The organism is Rhizobium sp. TRM95796 (genome assembly GCF_025779995.1).
In the GTDB taxonomy this organism is placed as follows: Bacteria; Pseudomonadota; Alphaproteobacteria; order Rhizobiales; family Rhizobiaceae; genus Rhizobium_E.
The window spans coordinates 165,070-180,472 of sequence record NZ_JAOXHE010000001.1 but is presented as its reverse complement, the minus strand read 5'-3'; the positions used below and the strand labels follow the sequence as shown (position 1 = coordinate 180,472).

The window sequence follows — 15,403 nt, the reverse complement described above, 5'->3', positions numbered from 1 at the left end:
CAGGCTTCCAACGCGGAGTGCGCGAACATGACCACAGACCCACAGGCGCCGGCGCCTCCAGCTCCCGACGCCTCGCCGGGATCGACAAGACTTCAGAAATATGTAGGATCCATTCTGTTTCTGATGATCATCTATAGCCTCTATGTCGGCCGAGAGTTTCTCACGCCGATTGTGTTGGCGTTCCTCCTCGCCCTTACGCTAAGCCCGATCGTCCGCTTCCTTTCCAAGCGCTCGGTGCCCGCGGCGATTTCCGCGACGCTGCTCATCATTCTGACGGCGCTGTTTATTTCGGCCCTGGTTTATGTGACCAGCGGCCCGATATCGGCGCTGGTCGCCGATGCTCCCGCCATCGGCCAGAAACTGCAGGACAAGGCTCATAGCCTTCAGATGACGGTCGAAAAGGCGATCAAGGCAACCGCGCAGATCGACTCCGCCACAGAGGCGGTCGCGGACTCCAATGTCCAAAAAGTCGTCGTGGCTCAACCCGGCATCCTGTCGCGGGCCGCCGGCAACGCGGTATCGATTGGAACCACGCTTGCCATCACCTTCGTTCTGTCCCTGTTTCTTCTCGCATCAGGGACCCTGTTTTACGAGAAGATCATCCAGTCGGCGCCGAAGCTGAGCGATAAGAAAAAGGCGCTGCGGGTGGTCTACAATGTCGAGCGGGAAATCTCGCGCTATCTGTTCACGATCACGATCATCAACGGTCTTCTTGGCGTCACGATCGGCATCGGGCTTTGGTTCATCGGAATTCCAAACGCGCTCGTTTGGGGTGTCGCCGCAGCCATCCTCAACTTCCTCCCCTATATAGGCGCATTGCTGACGGTGATTGTTGTCGCCGTCATCTCGCTGGCCACGTTCGACGGAATTCTGATCGGTCTTCTTGCGCCCGCCTTCGTGCTGACCTGCAACATCGTCGAAGGACAGTTCGTCACCCCGCTGATGCTCGGCAGACGGCTGGAGCTGAACACCGTCGCGGTGTTCATCTCGATCTCATTCTGGTCCTGGATCTGGGGTTTCATCGGCGCTCTTCTCGCAGTCCCCATTCTTGTTGTGATCAAGGTCATTTGCGACCATTTCGAACCACTGCAAGCGTTCGGAAACTTCCTCTCCGCCCAGCAGACGATCAACAAGTCGGAGGAATGACGCGTTCGCCGTTTTCCCATCGCTTTACATCCATCGACATGACGGGGCCGTCAGCATTACGGAAAGAGAAAGCGAAACAGACACTTATGAACGCGCAAGAGCGACGGTTGCCGCCATCAAGGCGGATGATGCGCTTTGGACGAGTTCATAATAGTGTGTTTTCGACGCGCCTTCACGCCAAATTTTCAGAAGAATCTTCCCTTGCCTCATCCCCCACCATCCCACGCCTCTTATCCTCGTCTCGTCCCATCATCGGCTACACCGCGAGGCGTCGCGGCGAGGTGGGGCCGGCGCTGGGGCAAGGGGGACGACGTGAACCTTCTTTCTCCGGGGCTTCGAGAAACGACGATCCCAGAAAGGCCGAGGGTGAGACTGTGTATGCGTTCCCTCGGTATTCTCGCCCGCAAGGGCGTCTAGATTACGGCGCGCCTCAGAGGCGCACATCCCGCATGGCTTCTGCGCATGCGGATCAGATCGTCAAGTTCGAGGCACAAACCGCCGAATCCGGGGCGCGACGAGCGTCATACTAAACTAACTTAACGAGGCGTTCTTCGCGCCCCGGCCGAGCCCGCATGGGCGAAGCGAGAGAATGAGGCTTAACTCCGGGCGATGAGACGCGGCGGAGGGTTTTGGCGCGCCCGGTCCCGATCAACGGCCGGGAGGCCCGCCGCCCACCCTTCCAAAACCGCCCAAATCGCTCTATACCGCGCGCGTCAACTGCCGGATCTTCCGGCCTCACCACCCGCATTCGTTGGCGGGACTGGATAAAGGAAAAGCATATGTCCGTTTCCCTGACTTTCCCCGATGGCTCCGTCCGCTCTTATGACGCCTCCGCAACCGGACGCGACGTCGCCGAGAGCATTTCGAAATCGCTGGCCAAGAAGGCCGTCGCCATCAAGATCGACGGCGCGCTGCGCGATCTCTCCGACCCCGTCGTCGACGGCCGGATCGAGATCGTCACCCGCACCGATCCCGCCGCCCTCGAGCTGATCCGCCATGACGCGGCCCATGTGATGGCCGAAGCCGTGCAGGAACTCTGGCCGGGCACTCAGGTCACCATCGGCCCGGTGATCGAAAACGGCTTCTATTACGATTTCTATCGCGACGCGCCCTTCACCCCCGACGACCTGCCGGTCATCGAGAAGAAGATGAAGGAAATCATCGGCCGCAACAAAGCCTTCACCAAGGAAGTCTGGTCGCGCGACCGCGCCAAGCAGGTCTTTGCCGATAAGGGCGAGACGTTCAAGGTCGAGCTGGTCGACGCCATCCCCGAGGGACAGGATCTCAAGATCTACCACCAGGGCGACTGGTTCGATCTCTGCCGTGGGCCTCATATGGCTTCCACCGGTCAGATCGGCACGGCCTTCAAGCTGATGAAGGTGGCCGGCGCCTATTGGCGCGGCGACAGCAACAATCCCATGCTGACCCGCATCTATGGCACCGCCTGGGCCGAACAGGCCGAGCTCGACGCCTATCTGCACAAGCTCGCCGAGGCCGAAAAGCGCGACCATCGCAAGCTCGGCCGCGAAATGGATCTCTACCATTTCCAGGAAGAAGGCCCGGGCGTGGTGTTCTGGCATGGCAAGGGCTGGCGCATGTTCCAGACCCTGACCGCCTATATGCGCCGCCGTCTCGCCGGAACCTATCAGGAGGTCAACGCGCCGCAGGTGCTCGACAAATCGCTCTGGGAAACATCCGGCCATTGGGGCTGGTATCAGGAGAACATGTTCGCGGTGAAATCCGCCCATGCCTTCACCCATCCCGACGACGAGGAAGCCGACCAGAAGGTTTTCGCGCTCAAGCCGATGAACTGCCCCGGCCATATCCAGATCTTCAAGCATGGCCTGAAGTCCTATCGCGACATGCCGGTGCGCCTGGCCGAATTCGGCCTCGTGCATCGCTATGAAGCCTCGGGCGCGCTGCACGGGCTGATGCGCGTGCGCGGCTTCACCCAGGACGACGCCCATGTCTTCTGCACCGACGAGCAGATGGCGGCGGAATGCCTGCGCATCAACGATCTCATCCTCTCGGTCTATCAGGATTTCGGCTTCGACGAGATCGTGGTCAAGCTCTCCACCCGCCCGGACAAGCGCGTCGGCGAGGATGCGCTATGGGATCGCGCCGAAAGCGTGATGATGGACGTGCTGAAGACCATCGAGGAACAGTCCGGCGGCCGCATCAAGACCGGCATCCTGCCGGGCGAGGGCGCCTTCTATGGTCCGAAATTCGAATACACGCTGAAGGACGCCATCGGCCGCGAATGGCAGTGCGGCACGACCCAGGTCGACTTCAACCTGCCCGAACGCTTCGGCGCCTTCTATATCGACAGCAATTCGGAAAAGACCCAGCCGGTGATGATCCATCGCGCCATCTGCGGCTCGATGGAGCGCTTCCTCGGCATTCTCATCGAAAACTATGCCGGTCATATGCCGCTGTGGTTTGCCCCGCAGCAGGTGGTGGTCGCCACCATCACCTCGGAAGCCGACGACTACGCCATGAAGGTGGTGGAGCGTTTGCGTCACGCCGGCCTGTCGGTCGAGGCGGATCTGCGCAACGAGAAGATCAACTACAAGGTCCGTGAGCACTCGGTGACCAAGGTTCCGGTGATTCTGGTCTGCGGCAAGCGCGAAGCGGAGGAGCAGACGGTCAATATGCGTCGGCTCGGCTCGCAGAATCAGACGCCGATGGCGCTGGAGGAAGCCATCGCCGCGCTCGTCGACGAGGCGACGCCGCCGGATCTCAAGCGTCGCAAGGCGCTTTAAACGCGCAAGCGAGACAAAAGTTCCGACAGGCGTGGACAAAATCCACGCCTGTCGTCATTATGTCACCATAGGTTCTTATGGGTGTAAGAACTGTCGACGATAATACTGGAAACGCCCCGTGAAATTCAGAGAACTGTCTTACGCCAATGAGAGCGACCCGCTTCTCAAGCGCATGGTGATCCGCACCGTCGAGAACCTTTCCGGCCGCGACAGATATGTCGAAATGTACAAGATCTGGCGCTCCGAAGTGGTGGGCAAGTCCGATCGGGTGTTTTCCAGGATGCTCGAACTGATCAAGATCGACCTTTCGGTCAAGGGCAACTGGCCGCCGAAGGATCTGCCCGAAGGCCCGGTCGTGATGATCGCCAATCATCCTTACGGCATCGCCGACGGCATCGCCGTGCTGGCGCTGGCCGAGCAGCTCGGCCGTCCCTTCAAGGTGCTGATCAACGACCAGTTGTTGAAGATCCCGGAAATGAAGCCCTATGCGCTGCCGGTGTCTTTCGAAGAGACCAAGGAAGCGCTGGCCATCAACATGGCCACCCGCAACGAGGCCCTCCGGCTGTTGAAGGACGGCGTCACCATCGTGATCTTCCCGGCCGGCGGCGTCGCCACCGCGCCCAAGGGGTTCGGCCAGGCCGAGGATCTGCCGTGGAAGATGTTCCCGGCCAAGCTCATCCAGTCGGCCAAGGCCAGCGTGCTGCCGATCTATTTCGAGGGACAGAACGGCTGGCTGTTCCATCTCGTCAGCCGCTTTTCGCTGACGTTGCGCCTGTCGCTGCTGATCCGCGAATTCTGCCAGTTGTCGGGCGAGACGATCTATTCGAATATCGGCCAGATCGTGCCCTGGGACGAGCTGTCGCGCATTCCCGACCGCAAGGCGATCCTGCAATATATTTACGAGTCGGTGTTTTCGCTGGACGCGCGCGCGGTGAAAACTGCGTAAGACTGGACCGACGGATCAGCCGCCGTCCAGCAGCACTTCGACATCCTGGTTCTTGCCCGGCGCGACGGTGAAGTCGCGCTGGTAGATCTTGTCCTTGTGGCGCGCCACGGCGGTGTATTTGCCTTCGGCCAGGATCACCACCGGAAAGGCGCCGACGCTCTCGCTGACCGAGTCGCCCGAGCCCGACAGGATCGACCAGGCCGTGTCGGCGATCGCCTCGCCGCCCTCCTGCGACACCAGCTTGAGCGCGATCTTGGCCGCCTTGTGCTGCAGCGTCGCCTTGGTCAATTGCCCGGCTCGGATCTGGATATCGGCGCGGATCGTGGCGTTGATGTCGCCGTAATTGGAGACGATGTGATAGGTGCCGGCGTTCAGCCGCACGATCTCGCCGGGCTTGACGTCGCTCATGATCAAGCCGCGCTCGCCATCCTCGCGAACCTCGGACGCATAGATGTTGAATTTCAATTCGCTGACCGGAATGCGGTTGTCGGAGCCCGACACCGCGTTCAACACCACGCCGCCGGCGTCGAGCACCAGCGTCTGCGCGGCGACATCGCCTTTGGCGGGCACGACCAGCTTCTTGGTGGCGCCGGCGCGGCCGAAGGCGACATGCACGAAATATTCGCCCGGCTCGAGTTCGAGATCGGCCGAGCCGCCCTCGGCGCTGGCCAGCAGCGGCAGCTTGCCGTCGGGACCGGCGATGGGGCGGAAGACCCGCCAGGACAGGCCGTATTTCATCGGCTTGCCTCCGTCGGTCAGTCGGGCCTCAAAATGCACGGGCTTGCCGGTGGACAACAGCGCGTCACCGCTCGGGGACAGTGGCGAAAACGCGTTGACTGCGGGTGTTTCGGCCGGCGGCGTCATCTCTGCGCCGGGCTTGGCTTCATCCGGCCGACGGCTCGGTTCGATGACGGTGAAAGGGTCGGTGTCCTGCGCTGCGGCCGGCGCGGCGAAGCCGGCGACCATGAGGGCGAGGGCCGCTGGCGCGAATGAGGCGATGATGGCGGTCTTCATTTCCGAGCTTGACTCTCCGTTCGCGGCGGATCACTTCTCCCGCAAGCTGGACAGGATTTCAAGTCCGACATCTCCGTCGGAATAGAGGCAATATGAAGACCGATATCACGCTGATCGATTATCTCCGCACCCGCCGTTCCATTCCCGCTTTCCAGATGCGCGAGCCGGGTCCCTCCAAGGAAGAGGTCGACGCCATGTTGACGCTGGCGAGCCGGGTTCCCGACCATGGCAAGCTCGCCCCCTGGCGCTTCATCGTCTATTCCGGCCCGGTGCGCGAGCGGATCTCGCTCGAACTCTCCGCCATCCGCAAGGGCGACCAGCCGGATCTCTCCGAAGAGATGGTCAAGGTCGAGGAGACACGCTTCACCCGCGCTCCCGTGGTGATCGCCGTCGTCTCCCGCGCCGCGCCGCATGCGAAAATCCCGGAATGGGAACAGGTGATGTCGGCCGGCGCCGTCTGCCTCAACCTGCTGATGGCGGCCAATGCGCATGGCTATGTCTCGAACTGGCTGTCGGAGTGGATGGCCTTCGACGAGCGCGCCTTCCCGATCCTCGGCGTTCAGCCGGGCGAGAAGGTGGCGGGCTTCATCCATATCGGCTCGACCGATTTTCCCGTCGTCGACCGGCCGCGGCCGGAGCTGTCCGACATCGTCAACTGGGCGGAATAGACGGATGTTCTACAAGGCCGATACGCGCGACCACGGCCTGCCGCATGATCCGTTCAAGGCGATCGTCGCGCCGCGGCCGATCGGCTGGATCGGCACGCGCGGCGCCGATGGCGGCCGCAATCTCGGCCCTTACTCCTTCTTCAACATCGTCAGCGACAGCCCGAAGATCGTGATGTTCTCGTCGTCGGGCTACAAGCACTCGGCCCGCAACGCCGCCGAGACCGGCGTCTTCACCGTAAACTATGTCAGCGCCGACCTGATGGCGGCGATGAACGCGTCCTCCGCCGCCGTACCCTACGGGGTCGACGAATTCGACCTCGCCGGCCTGACTGCCGCCGAGGGCGAAATGGTCGATGCGCCCTATGTGGCGGAAGCGAAAGCCGTGCTCGAATGCCGCGTCACCCAGATCATCCGCCCCGTCGGTCTCGACGGCCGGGAGGCGGATGCGCATATGGTGCTCGGCCAGGTAGTCGGCATCCGCATCGACGACTCCGTCATCCAGAATGGCCGTTTCGACGTGGCCCTGGCGCGTCCGGTGACGCGGCTCGGCTATATGGATTACGCCGAAGCCGGCCCGCTGTTCGAGCTTGCCCGACCCAAGGTCGGTTGACGCTTACCCGACATGCCCCGCAAAGCCGAGCGAACGGGCTTCGTCGGCATTGCCGCTCGCGCCTGTGCGCCATTCGAACGCCGGCATTCCGGCCGCCGCCGCCGCGAACAACAATTGCAATCGCGCCTGGTCGAGAAGCGGCGAAGGGTCGGCGCAGCCGAGGCTGGTTCGCAGGCCGGCGCGGTCCCAGGTGAAGCCGACGAGGCGCGGCGAGGCGATCGGAGGTTTCTGCAACGCGAGCACGGCGCGCGCGGTGTCGGCCATGCTGGCGACCACGGGCGTGGCGCCGTCGGCGATCCCCATCCGCGCTTCTGCGACCCGCAAAGCCGTATCCGCTCTTTCAAGGCCCGCCAAGCCGGTGCAGCATCGGATGAGAAGCCCGTCGCTGCGCGCGCCAAGGGCCGATTGAAGGTCGGAGGCGAGACGGTCCGACTCGCCGTTGACGACCGCCAATGTCAATGGCGGCCGATCCGACTGAAACCAGCGAAGCGTCGCCAGAGCCGTCGCGGAAATGGAGTCTTCGTTCATTTCGCCGCTCGTCTCATAGAGTTAACCGACCCTCTCCAAACATGGTGAACCAATCTTAAACTTTTGCCGGATAGGCTCAATTCAGTACAGGGCGCGAGTCTGGGAGTCGGGCGTGATCATAGAGACTTTTATCCGTTGGGCGGAAAAGGCGAAAGCGTCCGAACGCGCCAAGGCGGCCAATGCGCTCGGCCGAGCCTATCTTCACTCCGTCATGGATGCGCATGAGCGTCAGGCGGCTCTCCTGGCCATGACCTGGCTGCTCGACGATTCCTCGCCGAAAGTTCGTCTGGCGCTCGCCCAGGCGCTGGGCGGGGCGGAGCAGGCGCCGCGAGCCCTCGTGCTCTCCCTCTGCCTGGACCAGCCGGAAATCGCCGCGGAAGTCATCGGCCGGTCGCCGATCCTGTCCGATGTCGACCTCGTCGACCTCGCCGCCCGCGGCGATGGCGTCACCCGCGCTTTGATCGCCTCGCGCTATGTCTTGACGCAACCGGTCTGCGCGGCGATCGCCGAGATCGGCGACGAGGCGGAGATCGAGATCATGCTCGCCAATCCCGGCGCAATCGTCACGCGCCACAGCCTGCGGCGCATCGCCGAACGGCATGCCGGCAACGCCATCCTGCGCGAGATGCTGCTGGAGCGCGAGGAACTGCCGCTCGACGCCCGCCATCGACTGGCGCTCAGCCTGTCGGAGGCGCTCGGCGACAGCGATCTGGTGCGCAATATTCTCGGCGCGCGCCGCTCCGAGCGGTTGTTGCGCGAAGCCTGCGAAGAGGCGACCGTCGCGCTGGCCGGCGCAGCCGACGTCGCCGACATGGACAGCCTGATCGACCATCTGGCGGAACAGGAATTCCTGACGCCCGCCTTCCTCATGCAGGCGCTCTGCCTCGGCAAGATCGATTTCTTCGCTGCCGCGATCTCGCATCTCTCCAGCCTACAGGAAAAACGCGTCCGCTCGATTCTCGCCGATGGGCGCTGGCACGCGATCCGCGCTCTCTACGAGGCGGCGGGCATCGCTCGGGAAATGTCGGAAGTGTTCGTCGAGGCGACGCTGGAATGGCGCCGTCAGGCGATCGATCCTCATGCCCAGGGTTTCGGCGCGATCGCCCTGAGGCTGGTGGATCGGTTCCGCAGCCGCAAGGCGATCGGAGAATTATCGAGCCAGCTCATCGACATGGTCGAACGGCTGCAATTCGTCGAACAGCGTCAGTCGGCTCGCGCTTACGCGTCATTCCTCGCGGTCGAGGCGGCTTGAGCATCCAAGGCACAGTGTGGGAATTGCCGATGCTTTCGGCGTTACGGTGAGATCTTTCGCGCGACCCAGGAATAGGTGTCGCCGACGAAATGCACCGGCGCTTCCACCGATTTCTGCAGCGCCGCACGGCTCGGCACGGCACGGCCGAACAGCGCCTTGGCCCGCGTCATCAGCCCCTCGTGATCGTCCTTGTGGGCGGGCGGCGGCGCCGGCGGCTGCGAGACCGTGCTTTCCGAGATGTCGGAGGACGGCTCGATGTCGTCGCCCGTATCCGCCGTCTGGCAGATGGCCGCGACCATGGGCTTCTTGACGTTCTGATACCGTTTGAGGACGCTTTCCGACGCCGCGTCGCAGGCGGCGATGCTTTGCCATTCCTGCGACACCGACGCGACCGGCGTGCAGTGGACGCCGGAATCGTCGCAGCCCAGAATGCTCATCACGATGAATGCGGCCTTCATGACAGTTCCTTTCCGCCCCCGTCATCCGGCTCGCATTCAATCATGGTGTTTTCATGAAATGAATTTCAGCGCTTCCCGGATCATCTCGGCATTGTGGGCGAGCTTGCCGCCGTCTTCCATCTTGCCGCCATGCGGCTTCAAGGCCACGCCGTCCTTGATCGGGATGATATGGAAATGCAGGTGGAACACGGTCTGGCCTGCGGCTTCCTCGTTGTATTGGACGATCTTGACGCCGTCGGCGTGAAACGCCTTCTTGGCGGCGCGGGCGATCTTCTGCACCGTCGGCATCAGCCACATGAAGGTGGTCGGGTCGGCGTCGAGCAGATTGCGCGACGGCGTTTTCGGGATGACCAGCGCATGGCCTTCGGCCTGGGGCATGATGTCCATGAAAGCCAGCGTGTGCTCGTCCTCATAGATGGCGTGGCACGGAATCTGACCCTTGAGGATCTTCGAGAAAATGTTTTCGGGATCGTAGGGAATGGTTCCGGGCATGCGCGTTCTCCTCAGTCTGTAGGGAGAAATTTGCGCCCGAAACGATTTGTTTTCAAGCCGCTGAAGGCGGCAATTCACTCTTCTTCGGCGCCGCTTTTTCGGAACGGGCTGTGTTCCGTCAAATAAGAGCCGATCGCCTCGACCTCGGCGCGTTCCTGGCGAAGATAGTCGTCGACCGCCCGCCTCAGGCCGGGATGGGCGATATAATGCGCCGAATGGGTGGTGACCGGCAGATAACCGCGCGCCAGTTTATGCTCGCCTTGCGCGCCGGCTTCCACCCGCTCCAAGCCTCGATCGAGCGCGAAATCGATGGCCTGATGATAGCAGACCTCGAAATGCAGGAAGGGATGATCCTCGATACAGCCCCAATGGCGGCCAAACAGCGCGTCGGACCCGATGAAGTTGATTGCGCCCGCCACATAGCGGCCTTCGCGTTTGGCCATCACCAGCAGGATGTCGTCGGCCATTCGCTCGCCGATCAGCGAATAGAAGCTGCGAGTGAGGTAAGGGCGGCCCCATTTGCGGCTGCCGGTGTCCATGTAGAAGTCGTAGAACTGGTCCCAAATGTCTTCGGTCAGATCCTTGCCGGTGAGCCAGTCGATGGAAATGCCGTTTTCCAGCGCCGCGCGCCGTTCTTTCTTCAGCGCCTTGCGCTTGCGGGAGGCGAGCGTTTCGAGAAACTGGTCGTGGTTCGCGTAGCCGGCATTTTGGAAATGGAACTGCTGATCGGTGCGGTGCAGGAAGCCTTGCGCCTCCAGAAGCCGCCACTCCTCGTCCGGCAGGAAGGTCGCATGCGCGGAGGACAAGCCGAGTTCGTCCGTCTCTTCCTGGATGGCGGCGGCGAGGCGTCGCATCAAGGCGGGCCGATCTTCGCCGTCGGCCGTCAACAGCCGCGGGCCCGTGGCGGGTGTGAAGGGTGCGGCGATCTGGAGTTTGGGATAATAACGGCCGCCGGCGCGTTCGAAGGCCTGCGCCCAGCCATGGTCGAAGACATATTCGCCCTGGCTATGGCTCTTGAGATAGCCGGCGACGGCGCCGACCAGCCGGCCCTCGTCCTCCAGCAGCAGATGCCGGCCCATCCAGCCGGTTTTCGCCACCGCCGATCCCGACTCTTCGACTGCCGATAGAAAAGCGTAGGAGGCGAAGGGATTGTAGTCGGGCCCGCCGCGGCGGGCGCCGGTGAGCTGGCCCCAGGCTTCCGGGTCGATGTCCCCAAAACTCTGAACCAGCCGGGTCTTCATGCCGCCTGCGTTTCCGGCGAAAAGCCTTCGAAAGTGATCTGGTCGACATGGGCGTCCGAATGCGCCTTGAGTTCAGGCGTCCGCACCGTCCAGGAGATCACCGGCACGCCGCGCTGTTTCTGTTCGCTGACGAAAGCGTTCGGCAGATGCATGACATTGTAGGAAATGAAGTCGAGGCCGTAGGCCATCGCCTTCCTATGGATCTCGAACTCGCTCTCCTTCACGCCCTCGGCGGTGAGGCCGACCGGGTAGGGGCTTTCGAGCGCCTTCAGCTCTTCGAGCAGCCACACGTCGAAGCTCATCAGCGCGACCTCGCCCTGATAGCCTTCGAGCGTTTCCAGCACCGCGGAAGCGAAGCCTTCGTCGTCGCCTTCGCGGCCCTTGAGCTCCAGCACCAGCGGCGCACGGCCCTTGACCAAGCGCAAAAGCGCCTTGAGCGACGGCACCTTGTCCCCGGTGCCGCCGATCGAGATCAGGCCGAGCTCGCCAGAGGTCTTTTCGCGCACATCGCCCTTGATGTTGCAGAGCCGTTCCATGTCGTCGTCGTGAAAGACGACGGGCTCGGCGTCGGAGGCGTATTGCAGGTCGCATTCGATGGCGTAGCCGCCCGCGATCGCCGCCTCGAATGCCGACAGCGTGTTTTCCCACACCGCCTTGTTGCCGTCATGCAGTCCACGATGGGCGATGGGGCGGCGAATGATGAACGAGGCGTCGGCCATTATCTCACTTCCAGGATGGCGTCGATTTCCACCGCCGCATTGAGCGGCAGCGCCGCCACGCCATAGGCGGCGCGGGCATGCTTGCCGGCGTCGCCCAGGACGTCGGCGAGGAAATTCGACGCGCCGTTGGCGACGAGATGATGCTCATAAAAATCGGGCGCGGAAGAGACCATGCAGGTTATACGCACGACGCGGGTGATCCGGCTCAGATCGCCGCCGAGCGCGGCCTTGGCCTGGGCCAGAATGTTGACGGCGCAGTTCTTCGCCGCCTCCTGGGCCTCGGAGACCATGACGCCGGCGCCGAGCTGGCCGGTATGGGAGAGCTTGCCGTCCACGAGCGGCAGCTGACCCGAGATGAACAGCTGGTCGCCGCTCTGGACGAAGGGCACGTAATTGGCCGCCGGGGCCGCCGCCTGCGGCAGGGTCACGCCGAGTTCTTCGAGTTTCGCGTCGATCGCGTTCGCCATGGTCGTCCTCGCCTTTCAAATGATTTTTGTTTGCCGATCCGGTCGGATCGTCTATTTCCTGTGAAGCTGACGGCTCTTACTTAATCGCAATCGGATGCGGCGCAACAGGAGATTTGCATGATTTCGCGGCGTGTATTTTCAGCGGCGATCCTCTCGGTTCTGTCGGCCTCCAGCCTGACGCCGGCGCTGGCGCAGACGCCGGCCGGCCTCGTGCCGCATCGCGCCGTCTATAATCTCGAACTCGCGGAGGCGTCGGAAAGATCCGGCATTTCCAACATGTTCGGCCGCATGGTGTATGAATTCACCGGTTCGGCCTGCGAAGGCTGGCGGGTGAATTTCCGCTTCGTGACCCAGCTCGAATCGGGCGGCGAGAAGAAGACCACCGACCAGCAGAGCTCGACCTTCGAGGATCCGAAATCCGGTCGATTCGAGTTCGAATCGCGCACCTACAACGAGGACCGGCTCGAGAAGGAAGTGAACGGCTTCGCCGAGCGCAAACCTGAGGGCATCGCGGTGGACATTACCTCGCCGGAAGAGAAACAGGTCGATCTCGCCAAAGCCCGCTTCCCCACCCAGCATACGCTGGACGTTCTGAACATCGCGGCAAAGGGCCAGCACTTCTACGAAGCGCGGATCTTCGACGGGTCCGATGACGGCGACAAGACGCTGGTGACCTCCACGGTTGTCGGCGCGCCTGTGGCCACCGACACGGACGCCAAAGACCTCAAGGCGATCGGGGCGCTCAAGGACGAGAAGGCATGGCCGGTCACCATCGCCTATTTCGAGGACGGCAAGATGACGGATGCGCTGCCGAACTACCGCATGTCCTTCAAGCTTTTCCCCAACGGCGTTTCCCGAGACCTGACCATGGACTATGGCGACTTCGTGCTGAAGGGCAGCCTGGTGAAGCTGGACATGCTGCCGGGCGAGGGCTGCAAGAGCAAATAGACGGTGTTTCGAGCGCTGAACGTCGAAATCTCGGCGTCGTCGCTTGCATTCGCGGGCGTTTCGGTTTAAGGCGCGCCCATTCCACACGTGAAGTCGGGCCTGTCCGGGAGAAATCCGGTCCGGTCCACCCGGTGGCGGGGCAACCTGCTTCAAGCTTCACGGAGGTTCAACCGGAAAAGGAGTCAGAGGCATGGCATTGCCCGATTATTCCATGCGCCAGCTGCTGGAAGCAGGCGTTCATTTTGGTCACCAGACCCATCGCTGGAACCCGAAGATGAAGAAGTACATCTTCGGCGATCGCGGCGGCATCCACATCATCGATCTCGCACAGTCCGTGCCGATGCTGCATCAGGCGCTGAAGGTCATCAGCGACACCGCCGCCAACGGCGGCCGCGTGCTGTTCGTCGGCACCAAGCGCCAGGCGTCCGACATGATCGCCGACGCCGCCAAGCGTTCGGCCCAGTATTACGTCAACTCCCGCTGGCTCGGCGGCATGATGACCAACTGGAAGACGATTTCCAACTCGATCCAGCGCCTGCGCAAGGTCGACGAAATCCTCGCCTCCAACGGCTCGGGCTATTCCAAGAAGGAACGCCTGAACCTGGAGCGCGAACGCGAAAAGCTCGAAAAGGCCCTCGGCGGCATCCGCAATATGGGCGGCACGCCGGACCTGATGGTCGTGATCGACACCAACAAGGAAAAGATCGCCATCGATGAAGCCAAGCGCCTGGGCATCCCGGTCGTCGCCATCATCGACTCCAATTGCGATCCGGACCTGATCGACTATCCGATCCCCGGCAACGACGACGCCTCGCGCGCCATCGCTCTGTATTGCGACCTGTTCGCCCGCGCGGCTCTCGACGGCCTGTCCCGTCAGCACGCTGCTTCCGGTCAGGACCTCGGCGCCGTCGCCGAGCCGATCGCAGAGCCGGCTCTGGCCGACGCCTAATATCGACATGGGCAGGCTCAGGCCTGCCCAGAGACTTCAGGGCAAAGGTCCCGGCGGTCCCCGCCCGAGGCCTTTGCCTTTCTGATATCCAGGACTGCGTTCGACGACCATGACCGAGCTCGACAGGGCCTGTCACATGCGTGTCACGCGTCTGGCTAAACTCCGTCCGCAAAGCGCGGCCCGCTGAATTCATCTGGAAGCACGGCGCGGCTCGCCGACATGAAAGAGGTTTGAAATGACTGCTATTACGGCTGAAATGGTCAAGACCCTGCGCGAAAAGAGCGGCGCGGGCATGATGGATTGCAAAAAGGCCCTCGCCGAAACCGGCGGCGACATGGAAGCCGCCATCGACTGGCTGCGCGCCAAGGGCATCGCCAAGGCCGACAAGAAGTCCGGCCGCACCGCTGCGGAAGGCCTGATCGGCATCGCCTCCAACGGCGCGAAGGCCGTGGCCGTCGAGCTGAACTCCGAAACCGATTTCGTCGCCCGCAACGAAGCGTTTCAGGAACTGGTCCGCGGCGTCGCAGCCGTGGCGCTGACCACGGACGGCACTGTCGAAGCCGTCTCCAAGGCGACCTATCCCGCCACCGGCAAGTCGGTCGAAGATTCGATCAAGGACGCGATCGCCACCATCGGCGAAAACATGACGCTTCGTCGTTCGGCTCTCCTGCAGGTCGAAGACGGCGTGGTCGCCACCTATATCCACAACGCGGCCGGTGACGGCATCGGCAAGCTCGGCGTTCTCGTGGCGCTGAAGTCTGTCGGCGACAAGGAAGTTCTGAACTCGATCGGTCGTCAGGTCGCGATGCATATCGCCGCCACCAACCCGCTCGCCATCCGCGCCGAAGAAGTGGACGCCGCCGTCGCCGAGCGCGAACGCAACGTGTTCATCGAGCAGGCCCGCGAATCCGGCAAGCCGGACGCCATCATCGAAAAGATGGTCGACGGCCGCATGCGCAAGTTCTTCGAAGAAGTCGCGCTGCTGTCGCAGGCTTTCGTGATCAACCCGGACATCACCGTCGGCCAGGCCGTCAAGGACGCTGAAAAGCTCGCCGGCGCCGAAATCGAAGTGACCGGCATGGTCCGCCTCCTGCTCGGCGAAGGCGTCGAGAAGGAAGAGACCGACTTCGCGGCCGAAGTCGCCGCCGTCGCCAAGAAGTAAGAATTAGCGAACCTTTATTCAAAAGGTCGAAACGAAACCGA

Annotated in this window: 16 protein-coding genes; 9 read left to right on the top strand and 7 right to left on the bottom strand. The window is 62.6% G+C overall.

The window, feature by feature from the left end; genetic code table 11:
* Nucleotides 1-27 precede the first annotated feature (27 nt).
* The 3 genes from OCK01_RS00920 to OCK01_RS00910 all read left to right on the top strand — a co-directional run bounded on the left by OCK01_RS00920 (nucleotide 28) and on the right by OCK01_RS00910 (nucleotide 4,854).
* Complete coding sequence (locus OCK01_RS00920) at nucleotides 28-1,146, top strand: AI-2E family transporter (protein WP_263822298.1); 1,119 nt, start codon at nucleotides 28-30, stop codon at nucleotides 1,144-1,146.
* Nucleotides 1,147-1,925: 779 nt separating this feature from the next.
* Nucleotides 1,926-3,908: a threonine--tRNA ligase gene (thrS, locus tag OCK01_RS00915; RefSeq protein ID WP_263822297.1), complete on the top strand. Its 1,983-nt coding sequence runs from the start codon at nucleotides 1,926-1,928 to the stop codon at nucleotides 3,906-3,908.
* 118 nt (nucleotides 3,909-4,026) lie between these two features.
* Nucleotides 4,027-4,854, top strand: a complete 828-nt coding sequence (locus OCK01_RS00910) for a lysophospholipid acyltransferase family protein (RefSeq protein ID WP_263822296.1) — start codon at nucleotides 4,027-4,029, stop codon at nucleotides 4,852-4,854.
* A 15-nt stretch (nucleotides 4,855-4,869) separates the two neighbouring features.
* On the opposite strand, the gene OCK01_RS00905 is transcribed toward OCK01_RS00910, so the two are convergent.
* The gene (locus OCK01_RS00905; RefSeq protein ID WP_263822295.1) at nucleotides 4,870-5,868 is read right to left on the bottom strand and encodes a hypothetical protein; all 999 of its coding nucleotides are present in this window, start codon (nucleotides 5,866-5,868) and stop codon (nucleotides 4,870-4,872) included.
* Between the two features lie 92 nt (nucleotides 5,869-5,960).
* On the opposite strand from OCK01_RS00905, the gene OCK01_RS00900 reads away from it, so the two are divergent.
* Together OCK01_RS00900 and OCK01_RS00895 are read left to right on the top strand one after the other, a co-directional pair.
* Nucleotides 5,961-6,536, top strand: coding sequence for a nitroreductase (locus OCK01_RS00900; protein ID WP_263822294.1), 576 nt, complete (start codon nucleotides 5,961-5,963; stop codon nucleotides 6,534-6,536).
* Between the two features lie 4 nt (nucleotides 6,537-6,540).
* Nucleotides 6,541-7,146: a flavin reductase family protein gene (locus tag OCK01_RS00895; protein ID WP_263822293.1), complete on the top strand. Its 606-nt coding sequence runs from the start codon at nucleotides 6,541-6,543 to the stop codon at nucleotides 7,144-7,146.
* Nucleotides 7,147-7,149: 3 nt separating this feature from the next.
* Here the strand turns inward: OCK01_RS00895 and OCK01_RS00890 are convergent, their stop codons facing one another.
* Nucleotides 7,150-7,674, bottom strand: coding sequence for a hypothetical protein (locus OCK01_RS00890; RefSeq protein ID WP_263822292.1), 525 nt, complete (start codon nucleotides 7,672-7,674; stop codon nucleotides 7,150-7,152).
* 112 nt (nucleotides 7,675-7,786) lie between these two features.
* Here OCK01_RS00890 and OCK01_RS00885 point away from each other — a divergent pair, with 112 nt between their 5' ends.
* Nucleotides 7,787-8,926: a DUF2336 domain-containing protein gene (locus OCK01_RS00885; RefSeq protein ID WP_263822291.1), complete on the top strand. Its 1,140-nt coding sequence runs from the start codon at nucleotides 7,787-7,789 to the stop codon at nucleotides 8,924-8,926.
* Nucleotides 8,927-8,967: 41 nt separating this feature from the next.
* Here the strand turns inward: OCK01_RS00885 and OCK01_RS00880 are convergent, their stop codons facing one another.
* From OCK01_RS00880 to OCK01_RS00860, 5 genes are all read right to left on the bottom strand, one after another.
* Nucleotides 8,968-9,384, bottom strand: coding sequence for a hypothetical protein (locus OCK01_RS00880; RefSeq protein ID WP_182826219.1), 417 nt, complete (start codon nucleotides 9,382-9,384; stop codon nucleotides 8,968-8,970).
* 51 nt (nucleotides 9,385-9,435) lie between these two features.
* Nucleotides 9,436-9,876 (bottom strand): HIT family protein, encoded by a 441-nt coding sequence (locus tag OCK01_RS00875; protein ID WP_182826220.1) that lies wholly within the window; start codon nucleotides 9,874-9,876, stop codon nucleotides 9,436-9,438.
* Between the two features lie 74 nt (nucleotides 9,877-9,950).
* Nucleotides 9,951-11,117 (bottom strand): GNAT family N-acetyltransferase, encoded by a 1,167-nt coding sequence (locus OCK01_RS00870; RefSeq protein WP_263822290.1) that lies wholly within the window; start codon nucleotides 11,115-11,117, stop codon nucleotides 9,951-9,953.
* Entirely contained in the window at nucleotides 11,114-11,836 is a 723-nt protein-coding gene (locus OCK01_RS00865; RefSeq protein ID WP_263822289.1) for a glycerophosphodiester phosphodiesterase, read from the bottom strand. The genes OCK01_RS00870 and OCK01_RS00865 overlap by 4 nt, the downstream gene beginning before the upstream one ends.
* On the bottom strand, nucleotides 11,836-12,303 hold the full coding sequence (locus OCK01_RS00860) for a RidA family protein (RefSeq protein ID WP_182826222.1): 468 nt from the start codon (nucleotides 12,301-12,303) through the stop codon (nucleotides 11,836-11,838). The genes OCK01_RS00865 and OCK01_RS00860 overlap by 1 nt, the downstream gene beginning before the upstream one ends.
* Nucleotides 12,304-12,420: 117 nt before the next feature.
* Between OCK01_RS00860 and OCK01_RS00855 the strand changes: the two genes are divergently transcribed.
* The 3 genes from OCK01_RS00855 (at nucleotide 12,421) to tsf (ending at nucleotide 15,362) form a co-directional block, all read left to right on the top strand.
* Nucleotides 12,421-13,251, top strand: coding sequence for a cell envelope integrity EipB family protein (locus OCK01_RS00855; RefSeq protein ID WP_263822288.1), 831 nt, complete (start codon nucleotides 12,421-12,423; stop codon nucleotides 13,249-13,251).
* Nucleotides 13,252-13,441: 190 nt separating this feature from the next.
* The gene (rpsB, locus tag OCK01_RS00850) at nucleotides 13,442-14,200 is read left to right on the top strand and encodes a 30S ribosomal protein S2 (RefSeq protein WP_182826224.1); all 759 of its coding nucleotides are present in this window, start codon (nucleotides 13,442-13,444) and stop codon (nucleotides 14,198-14,200) included.
* Between the two features lie 235 nt (nucleotides 14,201-14,435).
* Complete coding sequence (gene tsf, locus OCK01_RS00845) at nucleotides 14,436-15,362, top strand: translation elongation factor Ts (protein WP_182826225.1); 927 nt, start codon at nucleotides 14,436-14,438, stop codon at nucleotides 15,360-15,362.
* Nucleotides 15,363-15,403 lie beyond the last annotated feature (41 nt).

Excerpts from the sequence above, each read along its gene's own strand:
- OCK01_RS00890 (WP_263822292.1), bottom strand. The coding sequence starts at position 7,674 with ATGAACGAAGACTCCATTTCCGCGACGGCTCTGGCGACGCTTCGCTGG.
- tsf (WP_182826225.1), top strand. The coding sequence starts at position 14,436 with ATGACTGCTATTACGGCTGAAATGGTCAAGACCCTGCGCGAAAAGAGC.
- OCK01_RS00895 (WP_263822293.1), top strand. The coding sequence starts at position 6,541 with ATGTTCTACAAGGCCGATACGCGCGACCACGGCCTGCCGCATGATCCG.
- OCK01_RS00900 (WP_263822294.1), top strand. The coding sequence starts at position 5,961 with ATGAAGACCGATATCACGCTGATCGATTATCTCCGCACCCGCCGTTCC.
- OCK01_RS00865 (WP_263822289.1), bottom strand. The coding sequence starts at position 11,836 with ATGGCCGACGCCTCGTTCATCATTCGCCGCCCCATCGCCCATCGTGGA.
- OCK01_RS00905 (WP_263822295.1), bottom strand. The coding sequence starts at position 5,868 with ATGAAGACCGCCATCATCGCCTCATTCGCGCCAGCGGCCCTCGCCCTC.
- OCK01_RS00870 (WP_263822290.1), bottom strand. The coding sequence starts at position 11,117 with ATGAAGACCCGGCTGGTTCAGAGTTTTGGGGACATCGACCCGGAAGCC.
- OCK01_RS00875 (WP_182826220.1), bottom strand. The coding sequence starts at position 9,876 with ATGCCCGGAACCATTCCCTACGATCCCGAAAACATTTTCTCGAAGATC.
- rpsB (WP_182826224.1), top strand. The coding sequence starts at position 13,442 with ATGGCATTGCCCGATTATTCCATGCGCCAGCTGCTGGAAGCAGGCGTT.
- OCK01_RS00920 (WP_263822298.1), top strand. The coding sequence starts at position 28 with ATGACCACAGACCCACAGGCGCCGGCGCCTCCAGCTCCCGACGCCTCG.
- thrS (WP_263822297.1), top strand. The coding sequence starts at position 1,926 with ATGTCCGTTTCCCTGACTTTCCCCGATGGCTCCGTCCGCTCTTATGAC.
- OCK01_RS00855 (WP_263822288.1), top strand. The coding sequence starts at position 12,421 with ATGATTTCGCGGCGTGTATTTTCAGCGGCGATCCTCTCGGTTCTGTCG.
- OCK01_RS00860 (WP_182826222.1), bottom strand. The coding sequence starts at position 12,303 with ATGGCGAACGCGATCGACGCGAAACTCGAAGAACTCGGCGTGACCCTG.
- OCK01_RS00880 (WP_182826219.1), bottom strand. The coding sequence starts at position 9,384 with ATGAAGGCCGCATTCATCGTGATGAGCATTCTGGGCTGCGACGATTCC.